The sequence below is a fragment of the Allomesorhizobium camelthorni genome, from assembly GCF_011045125.1.
Taxonomy (GTDB): domain Bacteria; phylum Pseudomonadota; class Alphaproteobacteria; order Rhizobiales; family Rhizobiaceae; genus Allomesorhizobium; species Allomesorhizobium camelthorni.
The window spans coordinates 16928-34689 of record NZ_JAAKZF010000043.1; the positions used below are offsets into that span (position 1 = coordinate 16928).

The following is a 17762-nucleotide window of genomic DNA, read 5'->3' on the forward strand; positions in this document are numbered from 1 at the left end:
CTCGAAAATCGCGGCTCACAGTGCAAAGCGCACCTAGCCGGTAACAGCGCCTTCACTGGCCGGTCGGGCCAAGGCTGCGAACTTGGCAAGCACGCCACGCCTGTAGCGAGGCTCTGGCTGTTTCCACATAGACCGCCGCCTCGCGATCTCCTGGTCGGTGATTTCTAATTGCAACAGCTGGCGATGAGCATCGATCGTAATCTGATCGCCTTCTTCAACGAGCGCGATTGTTCCGCCATCGAAGGCTTCGGGCGTGACATGCCCGACCACCATGCCCCAAGTGCCACCTGAGAACCGTCCGTCGGTGATGAGCCCAACGCTTTCTCCCAGCCCCCGACCGATTATGGCCGATGTTGGGGCAAGCATTTCCGGCATGCCTGGACCGCCCTTCGGCCCCAGATAGCGCAGCACAAGGATATCGCCGGGCCTGATCTGGTCGGAGAGAATGGCCTCCATGGCCGACTGTTCGTCTTCAAAAACACGGGCCGGGCCGGTGATCACCGGGCTTTTGAGGCCAGTGATCTTGGCCACCGCTCCGCCCTCGGCCAGATTTCCCTTGAGGATGGCGAGATGCCCCTCGCGGTATAGGGGTGATCCAAGCGGACGGATAACATCCTGATCCACGCGCGGTTCGCCGGGAACGGCTGACAACGCTTCACCTATCGTCTTTCCGGTGATCGTCAGACACTCGCCATGCAGCAGACCCGCATCGAGAAGGATTTTGAGAACCTGCGGAACGCCACCGGCCTGATGAAGATCGACCGCCATATAGCGCCCGGACGGCTTGAGATCGCATATCACCGGCACTTTGCGGCGCACACGCTCGAAATCCTCCAGGGTCCACTCGATCTCCGCCGCATGCGCAATGGCCAGATAGTGCAGCACCGCATTGGTCGATCCTCCCGTCGCCATGATCAGCGCCACGGCGTTTTCGATGGACTTCCGGGTGACGATGTCCCGAGGCTTGATGCCAGCCTTGACGGCCTCCACCAGCACGCGAGCGGATTCGGCTGCGCTGTCGATCTTCTCCGGGTCTGGATTGGCCATGTTGGAGGAGTAGAGCAGCGACATGCCTAACGCCTCGAAGGAAGAACTCATGGTGTTGGCGGTAAACATGCCGCCACAGGAGCCGGTAGTCGGACATGCATTGCGCTCGATCCCCTCGAAGTCCTCTTCGCTCATCCTGCCCGCCATGAACGCCCCGACGGCTTCGAAGGCAGACACGACAGATAGGCTCTGGCCTTTCCAATGGCCCGGCTTGATGGTGCCGCCATAGACATAGATGGCCGGAACATTGGCTCTCAGAATTCCAATCATGCCGCCCGGCATGTTCTTGTCGCATCCGCCGAGCACCAGAACGCCGTCCATCCACTGCCCTTGTACCGAAATCTCCACGCAGTCAGCGATGACCTCGCGCGAGACCAGGGAATATTTCATGCCCTCTGTTCCCATGGACATTCCGTCCGAAATGGTGGGCGTCCCGAAAATCTGCGGATTGGCTCCAGCCGCCCGGATGGCGGCCACGGCGGCGTCGGCGAGCGGCTGAAGCCCCGCATTGCAAGGCGTGATGGTCGAGTGTCCGTTGGCAATGCCGATCATCGGCTTGTCGAAGTCGGGCTTCTCATAGCCCAAGGCATAATACATCGCGCGGTTCGGCGAGCGGGCGATGCCTTGGGTGATGTGCTGCGAACGTTCGTTGTGGGCCAAAAGTGCCTCCCGGTACCCAGATGGACCTAGCCTACTGGTATTCCAATAGCTTGTGAATATTAGGGCTCGTCCACGCCGAACAGGTGCGCAGTGCTTTGCGCCCTGCCGCCGTGGAAACGGGTCGCCAAAGACCGCCGCCCGGTTTTGACTTTCACAGCGCTTCTCGCAAGCCGACGTTCACTCGAGGGCAGGAGTCGGACCCGTTCCTGACCTTAGGCCGGTCCCAAGGAAGGTCTCCTTAGGTGAAGCACCGGACATCGGAAAAGAGAAAGCCGCAGACGAACCGTGACACTCGTCCACTGGCGATCGCCATCGGTGTCGCCTCTAGAAATTATGTTGCGTTCTGAAAATATTGAACCTAGAAAATGGCAGATATGAAAAAATACGCGATGAACATTTGCATTTCGGAAAGAAGATCGCTTGCGGGAACATCTAGATCAAACGGATAGAAGGCTCGTCAAGCTGCTGTCGCAAGATGCGCAAGCTGGCGTCAATCGCCTCGCCGAGAAGATGGCGATATCCGTACCGACCGTGCGTTCGCGCCTTCGCAATTTGCTCGACCGGAACCTGATCAAAATCGTCGGACTGCTCAACCTCACCGAGCGTCCTGAATTGATCTCGGCCATCGTCGGCATCAATGCCCAAGGGCGTGGGCGCGCTCTCGAAATCGCACGGCGGATTGCCGAACTGCCGTTTGTAAACTCCGCGTCGGTGGTCACCGGGCGCTTTGACATCATCGTCGACGTGACCGTCGCCGGCGATATCGCAGACCTCTACCGCATCACCAGCGAGCTGATCCCCGGGGTCGGCGAAGTGGGCGAAATCGTGCGCAGCGAGACCTTCGTGGTCATGGCCTCGTGCAACAGGTGGGTCAGCCTGCCGGATGGCTGCTGGTCGGACGGGGTCGAGCCGCCTGCGCGCAAGGAGCCCGCATGAAAATTGCCGTTCTGGGCGGCCTTGGCCTGCAGGGGAGGGCGGCGATCGCCGATCTCGCCGCCAGCGCCGGCGTGGAGGAGGTGATCTGCGTCGATACCACGCCGGATGGGGCTGCACGGCTCGGCGGTCTGGCCGATCTCGGACGCGTCCGTTTTGTCGTCCCGGAAGGGCCGACCCGCATGGCGCTTGCCAAAGTGATGCAAGACGTCGACGCCGTGATCGATCTACTGCCGCTGCCGCTGATGCGCGAGGCGGTCCTCGCTGCCATCGAGACGCGAACGCCCTTGGTGACCACCAACTACGCGAAGTCCATAGCGGATCTCGCTCCGGTGGCCGATGAGGCCGGCGTCCCGATCATGACGGAATGCGGTCTCGATCCGGGCATCGACCTCGTGCTGTACGCGCGCGCTGCGCGGCAGTTCGACACCATCACGGTGATCGATTCCTACTGCGGCGGCATCCCCGAGCCAAAGGCGAGAACGGAGCCGCTATCGTATAAAGTCAGCTGGAATCTCGACATGGTCCTGATGAGCCAGAACCGCGCCAGCGTCCTTCTCGAGGAAGGTGAGCGGGTCGAGGTTTCGGCCGGCGAGCAACACGACAATCGGTTCATCCACGAAATTTCCGTCGACGGCCTTGGAATGCTCGAGGCGTTCCCCAACGGCGATGCGCCCCGTTACGCGGCGATGCTTCGCGCCGCTGGCGGATTGAAGCGCACCGGCCGCTACTCCTTGCGCTGGCCAGGCTGGTCAGCGTTCTGGGCACCGCTGAAGGAACTCGGCTTCCTCTCTGAAGACCCGGTGCCGGGCCTGAGCACGAGCGTCAGTCCGCGTGAATTTCTTGGCAGACTGCTCAGTCCGCAACTGCAATACGGCCAGGATGAGAAGGATCTGTGCGTGATGCGCAATGTCTTCCGCGGCATCGAAGGCGGTCGCCGCAAGACAGTGACGTCGGACTTGGTCATAGAGCGCGACCTGAGATCCGGACTGTTCGGCATGAGCCTTGGCGTGGGGTACCCAGCAAGCATCGTGGCCCAAATGCTGGCGCGGCGCGAAATCGCGCAGCCGGGCTTGCTCAACCCGATGACGCACGTGCCCGACGGGCGATTCCTGGACGAACTGGCCAGGCGGGACATCCACGTGTCCGAAACAGTCACGTGGGATTCCTAGAGCAGGACGAGATTTTCGGGCGAGCGGTCGGCAAGATGGCTGACGTCGCCGAAAAGAAGGCCCAAGAGGGGCGGAACATAAACGAAACAAGGAGGAACACCCAATGAAGATTGCCAATCTGTTCGTTGCAGGCCTTGCGCTGCTGAGTATCACTGGTACCGCGAGCGCCGGAACGCTTGACGACATTACCGCGCGAGGAGAGCTGCGCGTTGCGGTGCAGACCCAGGGACCTCCGTTCTCTATGGTCGATGCCGCCGGCGCGCGAACCGGCAGTGCCGTCGAACTCGCCGAGCTGATGGCGACGGAGATGGGCGTGAAGATCACTTTCCTGGATTTCGACTGGGACGGCCTGATCCCGGCCCTCATGTCCGGCAAGGCCGACCTCTTGGTCGCGGACATGACGCCAACCTTGCCAAGGGCGATGAAGGTCGCTTTCACCAAACCGTTCATGTTCACGGGCAGCACCGTCTTCACCAAAGCAGGCGGCAAGTTTGGTTCGACTGAATCCTGCGGCGCGGCCGGCACGAAGATCGCCGTGCTTTTGGGTGCTACCGGAGAGAAGGAGGCGAAGAAGGCCTTCCCGGAAGCCGACATCAAGAGCTACAAGGGCGGCGGCCCGCTCCTGCTTGACGCGGTCAACAACGGCCAGGCCGATTGCGGCGTTAACGATGTCTCAGCGGTCAAGGGCCAGTCGACCGCTTATCCGGCGGGGACATTCACCATCATGCCGGAGATGCTGTCGAAGGAGCCGCTCGCCTTCGCCACACGCTACGATTCGCAGGACCTTCTGATCTGGATGAACCTGTTCCTCGACCAGGTTGCCCTCGACGGCCGTCTACAGACGAACCTCGACTACTGGGTCAATTCGGACGACTGGAAGAAAGACCACTAGCGGACAATAAGGTTCGGACGGTTTCGCGCGGTCTTCGGATCGTAGATCCCATCCGATCGTTCGCATCACGGCGTCGCGCAGTCGCCTGAGAGATCGCCCAGTATGCTCGAAAACTTCAGCTTCCGCACCATTGTCGAGTACCTGCCCCTGTTTGGGCAGGGCCTCGTCGCAACGGTGTGGTTGTCGCTGGTTTCATTTGTCGGGGCGCTCGCCGTCGGAATCGTACTTTGTGCGATGAACCTGCAGCGCGGGCGGCTCCTGCAGGCCCCGGCGAAAATCTATATCGACGCCATCCGGGCGACGCCTTTGCTGGTGCAGCTCTATTTCCTCTATTTTGGGCTGCCTCGGCTCGGTATCATTCTGCCGGAATTCGTCGTCGGAATCCTCGCCCTCGCGCTGAACAGCGGGGCTTACCTCGCCGAGATCATTCGGGCCGGCATTCTGTCTATCTCGCGCGGGCAGGTCGAGGCCGGCGTTGCCTCGGGCATGACCTATGTCCAGCGAATGCGCCTCGTCATCCTGCCGCAGGCCTTTCGGGTGACTATTCCGCCCCTGCTCGGGCAAGCCATCGTGCTGGTGAAGGATTCGGCGCTGCTGTCCCTGATATCAGTTGCGGAATTGACACGTGCCGGCCAGCTTCTCGCTTCGGATCGGTTCATGCCGGCCGAAGGTTTCATCACCACGGCGGCGTGCTACCTCGTGCTTTATTACGGCCTCAAGGGCCTCGCAGGCTTGTCCGAGTGGTGGCTCGGCTTGCGACCAATGGGGAGCCGCGCATGATTTGGGAACAACTTCAGGATCTCATCAGGAGCTATCCGCTGGCGCTGCGCGGCCTTGGCATGACCGTCATGCTGTCGCTCATCAGCCTCGTGCTCGGCACGCTGCTCGGCTTCGGCCTGGGCGTGCTGAGAGCGACCGGAAATCGCTTCATCAGCGCCGCCATCGGCACCTGGGTCGATCTGATCCGGGGAACGCCATTCCTTGTGCAGATATTCCTGATTTTCTTCATCCTGCCCGAACTCGGGGTAGAACTGGATGCGTTTACCGCCGGGATCATCGGGCTGACAAATCTGGCTGCCTGTTTCATCTGCGAGATCGTGGTTGCCGGCATTCGCGCGGTTCCCAAGGGCCAAATCGAGGCGGCCCTCGCGTCGGGTCTGTCGCTATGGCAGCGCATGCGGCAAGTCGTGTTGCCGCAGGCCATGCGCGTGGTTCTGCCGCCGCTCGTCGGGCAATATGTCCTGCTCATCAAGGATTCGTCCGTCGTCTCCGCCATCGGGCTGACGGACCTCACAAGGGTGGGCTGGCTTGCGGTGCAGCGGGTTCCCAATGGCCTGCTTGTTTTTGCCATTGTCGGCGTCGGCTACTTTCTCGTGTGCTACCCGCTCATCCTGCTGGCTCGCCGGCTGGAGCGCCGTATGAGCGCCGCCCATGGCGAGGTGAAATTGTGAGCACCACCCGAGGTTCCATCAAGGAAGGCAGCCAAGCGTGATCGAGTTTCGTGGCGTCAACAAATGGTTCGGACCACTTCATGTGCTCAAGGACATCACCCTCAGCGTCGAGCCGCGCGAGGTGGTCGTCGTTTGTGGTCCCAGCGGCTCGGGCAAGAGCACCCTGATCCGCTGCATCAACGGCCTCGAGGCGACACAGGACGGCGATCTCGTCGTCGACGACAAACGTGTCGGCGATCCCGCAACCAATATGACGCTGTTACGCACCGAGATCGGCTTCGTCTTCCAGCAATTCAATCTCTATCCGCACAAGACCGCGCTCGAGAATGTCACGCTTGCCCCGACCCATGTCCGAAAGACGCCCCGCGCCGAGGCGGAGAAAGCCGGACGCGAGCTGCTCGCCAAGGTCGGGCTCGCCGACAAATTCAATGCCTATCCGTCGGAACTTTCCGGCGGACAGCAGCAGCGGGTGGCGATCGCCCGGTGCCTCGGAATGCGACCGAAAATCATGCTGTTCGATGAGCCGACATCGGCGCTCGATCCCGAAATGATCAGCGAAGTGCTCGACGTGATGATCGCCGTCGCCGAAGAGGGGATGACGATGATGGTGGTCACCCATGAGATGGGTTTTGCCCGCAGGGTCGCGCAACGAGTGGTGTTCATGGACCAAGGCGCTATCGTCGAAAGCGGCACGCCGGAGGAATTCTTCTCCGCCCCCCGGACCGACCGCAGCCGCGCCTTCCTGAGCAAAATCTTGCGTCACTGAACAGTGGCGGCACCGCACTATCGATTCCTGACACTCAATCATTCGCCCTATGTGGGGCGCGCTGAGCGGAGGAAGAACCATCCCGCGAACGGCTGCTCCCGGATGCACCTGCCTCGTCCGGGCGAGTCGAATCAAGGGCCCTTCCCACGCCCTTTTAGGACCTTCCCGCGTGTAAAGCCTAAAGCCGACAAGGCTGGCGCATCTTTGATGGACGCCCGACGGGGTTCGTTGTAACCATCCGACCGCTTGATTTTGAGGAGACGCAGCATGGACCGATTCACCGGCGGTTGTCTGTGCGGCAACGTCCGAATTGTGGCGTCGGGACTCCCTAAACGGGTCGGCCTTTGTCACTGTCTCGACTGCCGTAAGCATCATGGGGCCCTTTTTTACGCTGCCGCGGTGTTTCCTCAGGATGCGGTGACGATCGATGGCGAAACACGCGACTACGCCGGCCGGTTTTTCTGTCCCCGCTGCGGCTCGTCCGTTTTCGCGCGCAGTGCAGATGAAACCGAAGTGCACCTGGGATCCCTGGATGCCCCTGACCAGCTGATGCCAACCTACGAGAGCTGGATCGTCCGTCGCGAGTCCTGGTTGCCGCCGTTTCCGCTCGCGAGACGATACGACCACGATCGTGACGAGTGGCTTTGAGGAGTAGCTCGCACGAACGGTGCGAAGGTACCGTTACATAGCCGGAAGCTCCGCTCACCCTTTCTGCGACCGTTGGCGGTGGCCGAAGGAGAGCAGGGCAAAGGACACGGGAAAAGCTGAACCGGGGCCGTTGGACCAGTTAGTGCAACAGTTGCAGATCAACTGGGCGCTCAGAAGCGCGAGCACGCTCGCCAGAGAAGTCTAGAAGGGCAACAGGACGGTGCGGTGCAGGGCACGAAGTTGTCCGACGTCTCTGCTGCTGGGGCGTAGATTGCCGACGCAGGCCTCGCGGGGTGCTAGGCGACAAGTCGCACACACCAGAGGCGGGTGATGAACCCGCCTCTTCTTTTTGCCGACTAGGCGGCGGCTTTCCTGCGCGCCCGCTTTACAGGTTCCGCTGCCTTGGGCTTGCGGCCGAGCCCCATCTTCTTGGCGAGTTCCGAACGTGTCGCCGCGTAGGACGGAGCGACCATCGGGTAGTCGGCCGGCAGGTTCCACTTCGCCCGGTATTCTTCAGGCGTTATCCCAAAAGTTGTCTTCAAATGCCGCTTCAGGGATTTGAACTTCTTCCCGTCATCGAGGCAGACTATGTACTCGGGGGTCACCGATTTCTTGATGGGAACAGCGGGTACAAGCTTTTCTACCGGCTCAGTCGCGGAACCATTCGTAAGTCGAACCAAAGACTGGTGGACCTGCGCGATCAGAGCGGGCAAATCCGACACCGGAACCGGGTTGTTCGAGACATAGGCTGAGATCACGCCTGCGGTCAGCCCGATGGGGTCGGTGTTGTTGAAGTCGTCAGTCAAATCGGAATTCCTTGTATTATTCATAAAGATCGCCCAGCGCGTAGATATTGCTGATTGGCTAGGATGCAACCCTATCGGGGTACTGATAACGAAGTCCAATTGACGCGCTGGCATAGTTTCGAGGCCCAGTAAGTTGGCGCTGCTCGACTCTGGACCGCCAAACTGTTTTGATTGGCCTCTCGTGGGGGAATCATGGGGATTAAAGGCCTGCTGGCTGCGCTGGGCTGCGCTTGCCTGCTATCATTATCACATGCGGTGGCTGACGTACCGCGATTGGTGCCGCCGTCGTCTTCGGACGAATACCGTGGAAGCCTATTCCGAACCAGGGATGCTGCAAAACATGTTCCAAGGGCAAGGCTTGCGGCGATAGCTGTATCGCGAGGGATCGCCGTTGCACAAAAGGGAAGGGGTGTGCCTGCGATGGGTAGGCGGGTCCGCGGACAATCAGGCCTCTCGAGGACCCGTGGGACGATATAGGCTCGGTTCAGGCATCAGTGATAGTCGAGATAGAGCATCTTCCAGTGTATTGTCATGCGGGTTGGCTTTTGACTACGAGAGCAGCTCGAACACGATCTCGTTGGTTTCGCGGCCTTCGACCTCCCAAATATGAGTCGCGTAGCCGCAAAATCTGCTAATGGTCGCCGCCTCGCGCTAGAAACCGTTTGAGTCGGGGGTGCTCTGGAGTGTTTAACACAATCCTGGGCGCACCGCTTTCCGCTATCTTGCCACCGTCCATGAACCAGACCGTGTCAGCCACCTCGCGAGCAAACCCGATCTCGTGGGTGACGACAATCATGGTCATCCCGCTTTTTGCGAGTGCCTTCATGACATGAAGGACCCCGCCCACCTTTTCTGGATCAAGCGCGCTGGTCGGCTCGTCAAACAGCATGATCTCAGGATCCAGCGCCAAGGCACGAGCGATCGCAACTCTCTGGCGCTGACCTCCCGAGAGCTTCGCTGGCAGGGCGTCGGCTTTGTCAGCAAGGCCTACCCTGGCGAGTTCTCGGACGCCCCGCTCCTTGGCTTCCGTCCTCGGAATCCTCCTCAACCGTTCCAAGCCAAGGGTGATGTTGCCGAGAGCGGTCAGGTGAGGGAACAGGTTGTATGCTTGGAACACAAAGCCGATCCGCTGCCGCAGCCGATTGATATTCACCTCCCGTGAGGCGACGTCGACATCGCCGACGAAGATTCTTCCGCGTTGGATTGGCTCCAAACGGGTGATTGTGCGGATCAAAGTTGATTTACCCGACCCAGACGGGCCGAGAACGACGGTTACCTCGCCACGATTGACCTCGCCCGAGACGCCAGCAAGCACCTGATGTGAGCCGAACCACTTCTCTACGTTTTCAAATTTGATCATGCGGGTACCGCAGCGATGCTGAGCCCACTGCCGCGTTCGGCAGCGATCCGGCGCTCAAGCAACCGTGCTACCGAAGTCAGCGTGAAGCAGAGGGCGAAATACGTGAGTGCGAGCAGCCCATAGACTTCGAACGGCTGTGTCATCAATTGGTTGTTCACCTGGGCGGCGGCGAAAGTTAACTCGTTGGCGCTTATGACATAACCGAGCGACGTCTCTTTAATAGTCGAGACGAACTGGCTGACCATACTCGGCAGCATGTTATACAGCGCTTGCGGTAGCACGACACGAAATGTTGTTGGGAAATAGCCTAGCCCGAGTGCTTTGGCAGCCTCCACCTGGCCCTTCGGAAGCCCCTGGATACCGGCCCGGATGATCTCCGATAGATAGCTCGCTTCGTATATAACCAGCGTGATGACCAACGTCTCGACGCCTCCGACAGGACGGCCGATAACAAGTGGGGCGACGAAATACACCCAAAAGATAAACATGATCAGGGGCAGTCCGCGGACCACGTGCACTATCGCTGTCGCTGGCAGCCGCAGCCAGCGATAAGGACTGAGCCGGGCAAGCGCCAGCACGATCGCTAAAGGAAAGCTTAAGGAAAGCCCAAGGACGGCCATGAAGAGTGTCATCGCCAGCCCCCCGATGGGCCCGTGCGGGTATTGGCCGATGAGAAACAGGAGCCAGTTGTCCTGGAGAATCTGGAACATCATCGGATCTCCAGCTTCAGCTTTCGGTCAGCGATATTGCCAATCGCCATGATGGCGAAAGAAATCCCGAGGTACACAATTGTGGCGACCGCAAACGCCTCAAAAGTCTTGAAGGTGTAGCTGTCGACCTCCCGTGTGCGGTAGGTCAGTTCGCCGACACCAATCGCCATTGCCAGACTTGTGTTTTTGAAGAGCAATAAGGTTTGGTTGACCAACGGCGGGATGACGATGCGGAATGCCTGCGGAAGAATGACCCAGCCCATCGCCTGCATGTAATTGAAGCCGATCGAACGGGCCGCTTCGTATTGTGTTTTCGGGATAGATTGGATGCCGCTGCGCAAGTCCTCAGTAACGTAGGCACCGTTCGCAAGTCCCAGCGCAATGGTCGCAAGTACGAATTCGCTGTTATGGCTGTTGATCCAGTCCCGCAGGACGTCCGGAAGGAGCTCCGGTATGCCGAAATACCAGAGGAAAATCTGGACGAGCAGCGGCACGTTGCGGTGGTACTCAACATAACCAACCACAAGCCACTCGCATGGCCGAAAGGGTACCATCCGGACGAGAGTCAAGATGATACCTGTCGTCATGCCGACGAGCCAAGCGGCAGCCGTCAGAGCAATCGTTGTCGCGATGCCCCAAAGAAACCAATCCAGATATTGCCCTGAAAGGACGGCTGCCGGATCGAACACGTAGCCCATTGGCCCTCAACCCATATGACAGGATGAAATGGGCCCGCCGTCCCAGCGGATTAACCCTGGATTTCCCCAATCTTGAAATCACGCTTCATTTCATAGACTGTCTCGGGACCGAACCATTTCGTGAATAGGCCATCAGCTTCGCCTGAAGTATCGAGGTCGGTGAGAACCTTGTTTACCTCGGTCTTGAATGCGGTCTCGCCCTTGCGAATACCAAGGCCCCATGGCTCGACGAAGACGGATTTCTCGATGATGCTCAACGGGGAAGATTCCTCTGCCTGCTTCCGCAGCTTGACGAGGATCAGTTCAGAGGCGCAGAAGCCGTCGACCTTGCCCTGCACCACGGCCAAAAATGCCGACGATGTGTCCTGGTACGTTACCGTCTCCGCATCTGGGATTTCGCGTTGGACTCCTTGAGCCGACGATGAACCTTTGAGCGCGCTTACTTTCTTGCCAGCAAGTTGCTCAAGAGCCGTGATGCCGGACTCCTCGGTAACCACCACCTTTTGTTGGCTGACGAAATAGGAGTGGCTGTAATCGATCTGCTGGGCGCGCTCCGCGGTCCAGCCCAGGTTGGCCGCGAGAATATCGACGCGTCCCTGCATGAGCTCGGGAATGCGGGCTTCCACGGACATGGGCTTCAATTCGAGCTTGACGCCGAGGTGGTCGGCAACCTTGCTGCACATGTCGACATCGTAACCCACGATCTCGCGCGTTTTCGGATCCTGGAAGCTGAATGGCTCGGCGGTACCCAATGTGCCACAGACTAGGGTGCCGCGTTCCTTGATGTCAGCCAGCTGGTCGGCGCGAGCTGTCGTGGTGGCGGCCGCTAGAGCGACGCCAATCGTTAGAATATGCGTCAGTTTCATAACCTTCTCCTCCGGTTTTTCTCACTTAGTTGAGTGCCGCGCATGATCTCGCCAGGCGAGCGCAGGCTTCATCGATTTTGTCGATGGAGGTGGCGATGGAAAGCCGCAGATAGGGCGACAAGCCATAGGCGGCTCCATCCACCGTGGCCACTCCGGCAGCATCGAGGAAGTACATAACGACGTCGAAATCGGTGGCCAGAATCCTGCCTTCAAGCGTCTTCTTGCCAATCAGGCCTGCGCAGGATGGATATACGTAGAAAGCTCCGTCCGGCGTTTGGCAACTCAAGCCTGAAACCCGATTCAAGAGTTCGACGGCGCGATCACGCCGCTGGCGATAGGCTGCGAGCGCCTCCGCAACGAAATCTTGGGGACCGTTCAGTGCAGCTACTGCGGCTGCCTGGCTGAGAGACGATACGCATGAGGTCGATTGAGATTGGATGGTATTCATAGCTGCTATTAAAGCGCGTGGACCCGCGCCGTAGCCAATCCGAAACCCGGTCATGGCGTAGGTCTTTGAGACGCCGTTCACGAGGAGAGTTCGGCCGCCGAGCTCTGGCTCGAGTGCCGTTGGACAAACAGGCGCGCCACCATCAAACCGAATTTGGTCGTAGATGTCGTCTGTCATCAAGGCGATCTGCGGATACCGTAGGAGCATCTTGATCAATGCGCGCATCTCGCCTTCGGAATAGAACGCGCCTGTCGGATTGCACGGTGAGTTCAGAATCACCCATCGTGTCTTGGGAGTCACAGCTTTCTCTAGCGCTTCCGCTGTGAGCTTGAATCCGGCGGTCTCGCCGCATGGAACAACGACTGGTGTGCCATCGCACGCAAGGACCATATCGGGATAGGAGACCCAATACGGGGCTGGAATGATGACCTCGTCTCCCTCGCCGACGGTGGCTGCGAGGGCATTGTAGATCACTTGCTTGGCCCCGCAGCCCACCGCGATCTGGTCAAGCTCGTAACGAACGCCGTATTCGCGGGCCAATTTGGCAACGATGGCCTTTCGCAGCGTGATGGTTCCGTTCACAGGCGTGTAGCGAGTCTCGCCTGCAGCTAGGGCTGCGGCGACGGCCTCGGAGATGTGTTTCGGCGTGTCGAAATCCGGTTCCCCGGCAGTGAGGTCGATAATGTCCCGGCCCTCCGCCTGCAGCCGCCGCGCACGGTCCCGCGCCACCATGCTGGCGGAAGGCTTGATACGGCGGACCCGCGCTGAGAGGGCGATGGAGCCTTCGGCTGGGGTCACTGGCTGCTCACCTTGGAAAGTCCGTGCGCTCCGATATAAGAGTTGTCGAAGCGCCCCTCTCGAATTGCTTTCAAGGCATCGGCTTCCCGTTCTTCCTGCTGGCGGACAAGTGCATGCAGTTCTTCGGCGATCGAAGGAGGGAAGGCTACTACGCCGTCGTTGTCGCCGAGAACGATGTCTCCCGGCATAACCACCATGCCGTCAATATTCACAGGAACGTTGATTTCGCCAGGCCCGGACTTGTACGGACCTCGGTGAGTGACACCGCGGGCGAAACAGGGAAAATCGCCATCTCGGAAAGCAGCCACGTCTCGGATCGCGCCATCAATGACGAAACCAGCGACGCCCATGGCCCTGGCGCGCGCCATCATGATCTCGCCCACGAGCGCCTGTTCCACATTGCCACCGCCGTCCACCACCAGCACATCGCCGGGTCTCAAAATCTCATAGGCTTTGTGAAGCGTCATGTTGTCCCCGGGGCGGGTCTTGACCGTTACGGCGGTCCCCACGAGGACTCCCGCCCCAAAGGACTTAAGTCCGCGCGTGCCATGGAGGCGATTCATGTTGTCAGATACGACAGCTACAGCGACGCCGCGGAAGCTATCTAACAGGTTCTGCGGGACGGTAGGGGAGGACGGATAGGAGCGGTGACCTGGTATGGGCATGGGGTCCGACAGCTTTAATGGGCTCTGGTATCTCGACTTCGGAGCGTAAGGAGTTGCCCAAATGAAAGAAAGTGAATAACCTTCACGATCTGCATCGCTTTTATTCACGTTAGGCTTGGATGATCACGCTGAAGCAGGCCGAGGCCTTCTATTGGATCGCAATGCTGGGCAGCGTGGTCGAAGCGGCTGTACGATTAAATCTCGCGCAATCAACCTTGTCCAAACGCGTTGCTGAACTCGAAACCTTCCTTGGGGCGGCCCTTTTTGATCGAAACAACCGGGCTGTCAGGCTAACCCGCGTCGGCGAGAACCTTGTTCCCATCGCAGCCGATCTCTTAAAGCTGGAGGTGAGGTTTCGTGAAACCGCGACCGGTCCCCGTGCTTTCAGCGGTCCTTTTCGTTTCGGCGTGACCGAGCTCATTGCCCTGACATGGCTTCCGAAACTTATCGTGGCGATGAAGGACGCGTATCCGAAGCTAGTTCCAGAACCCGAAGTCGATGCGAGTGTGTCGCTTTTTGATAAACTTGCCGAGCGCCGCCTCGATCTTGCGGTCGGGCTCGATCCCCCATCAACCGACTCATTCCGGTCTGTGCCTCTGGACAGCGTAAAGCTGCAATGGATGTGCGCCCCCGGTGCTGGGCCGCCTGAAGCCGACATTGTCCCGCTTTCGGAGTTGGCACGTTATCCGGTCCTCACACAGGGTGAGGGGTCAGGTTTGCAGAAGCTCGTGATCGACCGATTGCACGGAAATGGCATCACCTTCGATCGAATCGTGAAGTGCAATAGCCTAAGCGTGCTGGCGGCGCTCGCAGCGGCTGGCTTGGGTATCACATTCTTGAACGAACATTATTCTCAGGCCGAGCTCAGAAGCGGGCGGTTACGAATAATTCGAACGATGCCGGAAATACCGCCGATCCAGTATTTCGCCGTCTACCGCACAGACGCGCTGGATCCACTCGCCGACCGGATTTCGCAGATTGCAAAACTATGCTGTGATTTTTCGAACGCCGCAAATTCTGGGTGAAACCAAACGCCGACCCGTATCGATTTTCATTGCTGCAGCGTGCTGATGCACTCACCGTAAAATGTCTGCGTGTCCGAACCTGGAGCGCTGACTGAGACGTCGGACCCGACGCAAGTTCTCGCGCGCCTCGTGCCAGGTCCTCGGCTTCTCCCATTCCATCAGCAATGCGTAAGGGATGCACCTATAGCGCGCCTCCTTTTCGGCGTTGCCCCCAAGGGGTGGCGGCTCGTCGAAATGGCGGAGGATCATGCCTTGAGCAAGCAGCAGCGACATGTAGGGGCTAACAACTGCGATCGGGTGAGGGCAGGTTCTACGCGCCGGAACCATTGCTATGCAATCGGAGGCTGTTTTGCTACCGTCACTGCTGGTTGCGTCAACTGAAAAGGATGGAACGCGTGTCCGGTTCCCGACAAAGAGAATGGCTGACAGACATTCTCGAAAGCGCTCCGTCGATCATTTTTCTCGTTCTGTGGCGAAGCGACGTGGATATGGAGATGGCAGGCTGGCTTGGCGTCGGGCTCGCCGCCATTGTGCTGATTGGCTTCCGCCTCTCTCGGGTGCACTTCAACCCGATCCTGCTCGGCATCAACGTCCACCTGTTGATCATCACGCCGCTGATAGTGACGGTCTCCCAGATGGGAGCACTGGATCTTGCACGTGCGCTGACTGCTGCTTCGGAACGCGGTGTGCTCGTGACGGTGTTCATCGTCGGTTGCGCTCTCACCGCCTTCTCCCGACGGGGCTTCATCGGCACCGATGATCTGCCGGACTCAAGCCGCTGGGGCTACTCGCTTATCCTTTTGGTGGCCTCGGCCGCGGCTATAATTTGGGCATTCACCTACACGGGTAACACGCTGCTCGCGATCGCCGTACCGATGATGGGTCTGTTCGGATTGCGCCGATTGCTTGTCGCGCGCTGGCTCGACCGCTCCATCGGACCGATAGCAGCCTTGCAATTGGTGCCAGTTCCGCATTCGCCGCTGAGCCCGCCGGCGACATCTATTAGGCTTTATTGCGGTCGAACCGTCGGATGCTGGCAACGCGAAAGAATGACGCACAGACGTCATTTAACATGATCTAAAGCGGCGCGTTCGCCCGCCCGTTGAACGGGCGTGCTTCTGGCCAGAACGGCAATTCCCGGTATTTGGTTGAAAAGGGCCGACGACCGCGCGATTCTACTCTGGACTGATTTCCATCTCGGAGATGCGTGTGGAGCGGTATGGCGGCGGAGCGATCTCGGTCTCGGATTACGATCCGGCATGGCCCGAGATGTTCGAGCAAGAACGGGCGAGGCTGCAATCCGTTCTCGGCACCCCTATCCTTACAATTGAACACATGGGAAGCACGGCGGTGCCCGGGTTAGCAGCCAAACCGATCATCGATCTGCTGGTCGGCGTTCGCCAACTGACCGAGGTGCGGTCTCACTGCATCGAGCAGCTTCAGGCATTGGGTTACACCTATATCCCGCAATACGAGTCGTGGTTACCTGATGAGCTATTTTTTCGAAAGGGAGTTCCCGGCCCCTGGACGCACCACGTCCACGTCATGGAACTCTCCAATCCGCGTTGGGAAGCCTTTTTGTCGTTTCGGGATTACCTGCGCGCCCACCCAGACGCAGCGAGCGAATACGGGGATCTGAAGAGGTCCCTCGCGGTTGCGTTCAAAGATGACATCGTCGGCTATCGCAATGCCAAACATGATTTCGTAGTCGCGGCGCTGCGCAAGAGGCGAGAAGATGAGTGACAATAACACTGATGCGCTAGTCCCGTGCCTCTTCTGCGAGGTGGCTCGGAGCAAGATTAGGACCAATGTCGTTTTCGAGAACGATCGCTTGTTGGCCTTTCTCGACATTGCGCCGATTCGCCGAGGCCATGTTCAAATCGTGCCACGCGAACATTTTGTTCACTTCGACGACCTTCCCCCTGATCTCGCGAGCGAGGTCATTGAATTGGGGCAGAAGATCGCGCGGGCTCAGAAACGGCTCTATGGCGTTGAGCGCGTCGCTTTTCTCTTTACAGGTGGCGACGTGCCACACGCTCACGCTCATGTCGTGCCAATGGTCGAAAAGACCGACATAACTTCGCGACGGTATATCAAAGAGGAAACGCTGACTTTCGCCGCGCTCCCGAATCCTGGCGTGGAAGAACTCGAAAGCGTTGCGGCGGAGCTGAGAAGCGCGCTGTAACGTCCGCTCGATTGCGGACATGGGCTGCGACATCTAATCTGGAGAGCTACGATGCATGACGAAGGCTTCGCCTTTAACGTGCGCCCGGAAGTGGAGACTGATCGTCCGCACATTCGAGACGTACATTCAGCGGCCTTTGGCGATGACCAGGTGCCGAATTTAGTAGACGCGCTGCGATCCGCCTCGGCTCCAACCGCACCGATGTCCTACGTGGCTGTCAGGGACAATCGCATCATCGGTCACATCATGATGAGCGCCGGAAGGCTGGACGCGCCGCGGCAAATTGTGAACGTGCTCGTGCTCTCGCCCCTGGGTGTGCTACCAGAGTTTCAAAAACGAGGTATCGGAACGGCGCTGGTCAAAAACGCCATCGAAGCTGCCGAACAGCGGGGAGAGCCTCTCGTCTTCCTTGAGGGGTCGCCGCGTTTCTACGGGTTGCGCGGTTTCGAGCGAGCTTCCGAGACAGGGTTCCGAACGCCATCGCTCCGAATCCCCGACCAGGCTTTCCAGGTCGCGCGGCTCTCATCCTACGAACTTTGGATGACAGGAACGCTCGTGTACTCCGACCCTTTCTGGGCGTTGGACTGCGTTGGCCTGCGCGATGTCTGAAACTCCCTACAGCCGTCACTTTA

20 protein-coding genes are annotated in these 17762 nt (G+C 59.2%); 12 read left to right on the forward strand and 8 right to left on the reverse strand.

The features are described from left to right. Positions 1–33: 33 nt before the first annotated feature. Positions 34–1707 (reverse strand): dihydroxy-acid dehydratase, encoded by a 1674-nt coding sequence (gene ilvD, locus G6N73_RS23455; RefSeq protein WP_165032046.1) that lies wholly within the window; start codon positions 1705–1707, stop codon positions 34–36. 420 nt (positions 1708–2127) lie between these two features. Between ilvD and G6N73_RS23460 the strand changes: the two genes are divergently transcribed. The 7 genes from G6N73_RS23460 (at position 2128) to G6N73_RS23490 (ending at position 7569) form a co-directional block, all read left to right on the forward strand. Then, complete coding sequence (locus G6N73_RS23460) at positions 2128–2643, forward strand: Lrp/AsnC family transcriptional regulator (protein ID WP_165032048.1); 516 nt, start codon at positions 2128–2130, stop codon at positions 2641–2643. Beyond that, positions 2640–3812 (forward strand): saccharopine dehydrogenase family protein, encoded by a 1173-nt coding sequence (locus G6N73_RS23465; RefSeq protein ID WP_165032050.1) that lies wholly within the window; start codon positions 2640–2642, stop codon positions 3810–3812. The genes G6N73_RS23460 and G6N73_RS23465 overlap by 4 nt, the downstream gene beginning before the upstream one ends. A 103-nt stretch (positions 3813–3915) precedes the next feature. Next, positions 3916–4704 carry an ABC transporter substrate-binding protein gene (locus G6N73_RS23470; protein ID WP_165032052.1) on the forward strand — a complete coding sequence of 263 codons (789 nt, stop codon included), beginning with the start codon at positions 3916–3918 and terminating at the stop codon, positions 4702–4704. 102 nt (positions 4705–4806) lie between these two features. After that, positions 4807–5484 carry an amino acid ABC transporter permease gene (locus G6N73_RS23475; protein ID WP_165032054.1) on the forward strand — a complete coding sequence of 226 codons (678 nt, stop codon included), beginning with the start codon at positions 4807–4809 and terminating at the stop codon, positions 5482–5484. Continuing rightward, positions 5481–6155, forward strand: coding sequence for an amino acid ABC transporter permease (locus G6N73_RS23480; RefSeq protein WP_165032056.1), 675 nt, complete (start codon positions 5481–5483; stop codon positions 6153–6155). Before G6N73_RS23475 ends, G6N73_RS23480 begins: the two co-directional genes overlap by 4 nt. A gap of 37 nt (positions 6156–6192) precedes the next feature. Beyond that, positions 6193–6921 (forward strand): ATP-binding cassette domain-containing protein, encoded by a 729-nt coding sequence (locus G6N73_RS23485; RefSeq protein WP_165032058.1) that lies wholly within the window; start codon positions 6193–6195, stop codon positions 6919–6921. 267 nt (positions 6922–7188) lie between these two features. Then, entirely contained in the window at positions 7189–7569 is a 381-nt protein-coding gene (locus G6N73_RS23490; protein ID WP_165032060.1) for a GFA family protein, read from the forward strand. Positions 7570–7925: 356 nt separating this feature from the next. Here G6N73_RS23490 and G6N73_RS23495 read toward each other — a convergent pair whose 3' ends face one another. From G6N73_RS23495 to G6N73_RS23525, 7 genes are all read right to left on the reverse strand, one after another. After that, positions 7926–8399: a Ros/MucR family transcriptional regulator gene (locus tag G6N73_RS23495; RefSeq protein ID WP_165032062.1), complete on the reverse strand. Its 474-nt coding sequence runs from the start codon at positions 8397–8399 to the stop codon at positions 7926–7928. A gap of 607 nt (positions 8400–9006) precedes the next feature. Further along, on the reverse strand, positions 9007–9735 hold the full coding sequence (locus tag G6N73_RS23500) for an amino acid ABC transporter ATP-binding protein (protein WP_165032064.1): 729 nt from the start codon (positions 9733–9735) through the stop codon (positions 9007–9009). Beyond that, a complete protein-coding gene (locus G6N73_RS23505; RefSeq protein ID WP_165032066.1) occupies positions 9732–10445 on the reverse strand; it encodes an amino acid ABC transporter permease in 714 nt (237 codons plus the stop codon). The genes G6N73_RS23500 and G6N73_RS23505 overlap by 4 nt, the downstream gene beginning before the upstream one ends. After that, positions 10445–11143 (reverse strand): amino acid ABC transporter permease, encoded by a 699-nt coding sequence (locus G6N73_RS23510; RefSeq protein WP_165032068.1) that lies wholly within the window; start codon positions 11141–11143, stop codon positions 10445–10447. The genes G6N73_RS23505 and G6N73_RS23510 overlap by 1 nt, the downstream gene beginning before the upstream one ends. A 50-nt stretch (positions 11144–11193) precedes the next feature. Beyond that, positions 11194–12009, reverse strand: coding sequence for an ABC transporter substrate-binding protein (locus G6N73_RS23515; RefSeq protein ID WP_165032070.1), 816 nt, complete (start codon positions 12007–12009; stop codon positions 11194–11196). A gap of 25 nt (positions 12010–12034) precedes the next feature. After that, positions 12035–13255, reverse strand: a complete 1221-nt coding sequence (locus G6N73_RS23520) for an aspartate transaminase (protein WP_343044717.1) — start codon at positions 13253–13255, stop codon at positions 12035–12037. Then, positions 13252–13920 carry an RraA family protein gene (locus G6N73_RS23525; RefSeq protein WP_165032103.1) on the reverse strand — a complete coding sequence of 223 codons (669 nt, stop codon included), beginning with the start codon at positions 13918–13920 and terminating at the stop codon, positions 13252–13254. The genes G6N73_RS23520 and G6N73_RS23525 overlap by 4 nt, the downstream gene beginning before the upstream one ends. A 119-nt stretch (positions 13921–14039) precedes the next feature. Between G6N73_RS23525 and G6N73_RS23530 the strand changes: the two genes are divergently transcribed. From G6N73_RS23530 to G6N73_RS23550, 5 genes are all read left to right on the forward strand, one after another. Next, a complete protein-coding gene (locus G6N73_RS23530) occupies positions 14040–14945 on the forward strand; it encodes a LysR family transcriptional regulator (protein ID WP_165032071.1) in 906 nt (301 codons plus the stop codon). 395 nt (positions 14946–15340) lie between these two features. Next, a complete protein-coding gene (locus tag G6N73_RS23535) occupies positions 15341–16021 on the forward strand; it encodes a hypothetical protein (RefSeq protein ID WP_165032073.1) in 681 nt (226 codons plus the stop codon). 133 nt (positions 16022–16154) lie between these two features. After that, positions 16155–16688, forward strand: coding sequence for a GrpB family protein (locus G6N73_RS23540; protein ID WP_165032075.1), 534 nt, complete (start codon positions 16155–16157; stop codon positions 16686–16688). Further along, positions 16681–17130, forward strand: a complete 450-nt coding sequence (locus G6N73_RS38680; protein ID WP_165032077.1) for an HIT family protein — start codon at positions 16681–16683, stop codon at positions 17128–17130. Before G6N73_RS23540 ends, G6N73_RS38680 begins: the two co-directional genes overlap by 8 nt. A gap of 51 nt (positions 17131–17181) precedes the next feature. Beyond that, a complete protein-coding gene (locus tag G6N73_RS23550) occupies positions 17182–17739 on the forward strand; it encodes a GNAT family N-acetyltransferase (protein WP_165032079.1) in 558 nt (185 codons plus the stop codon). The last annotated feature ends 23 nt before the right edge of the window (positions 17740–17762 follow it).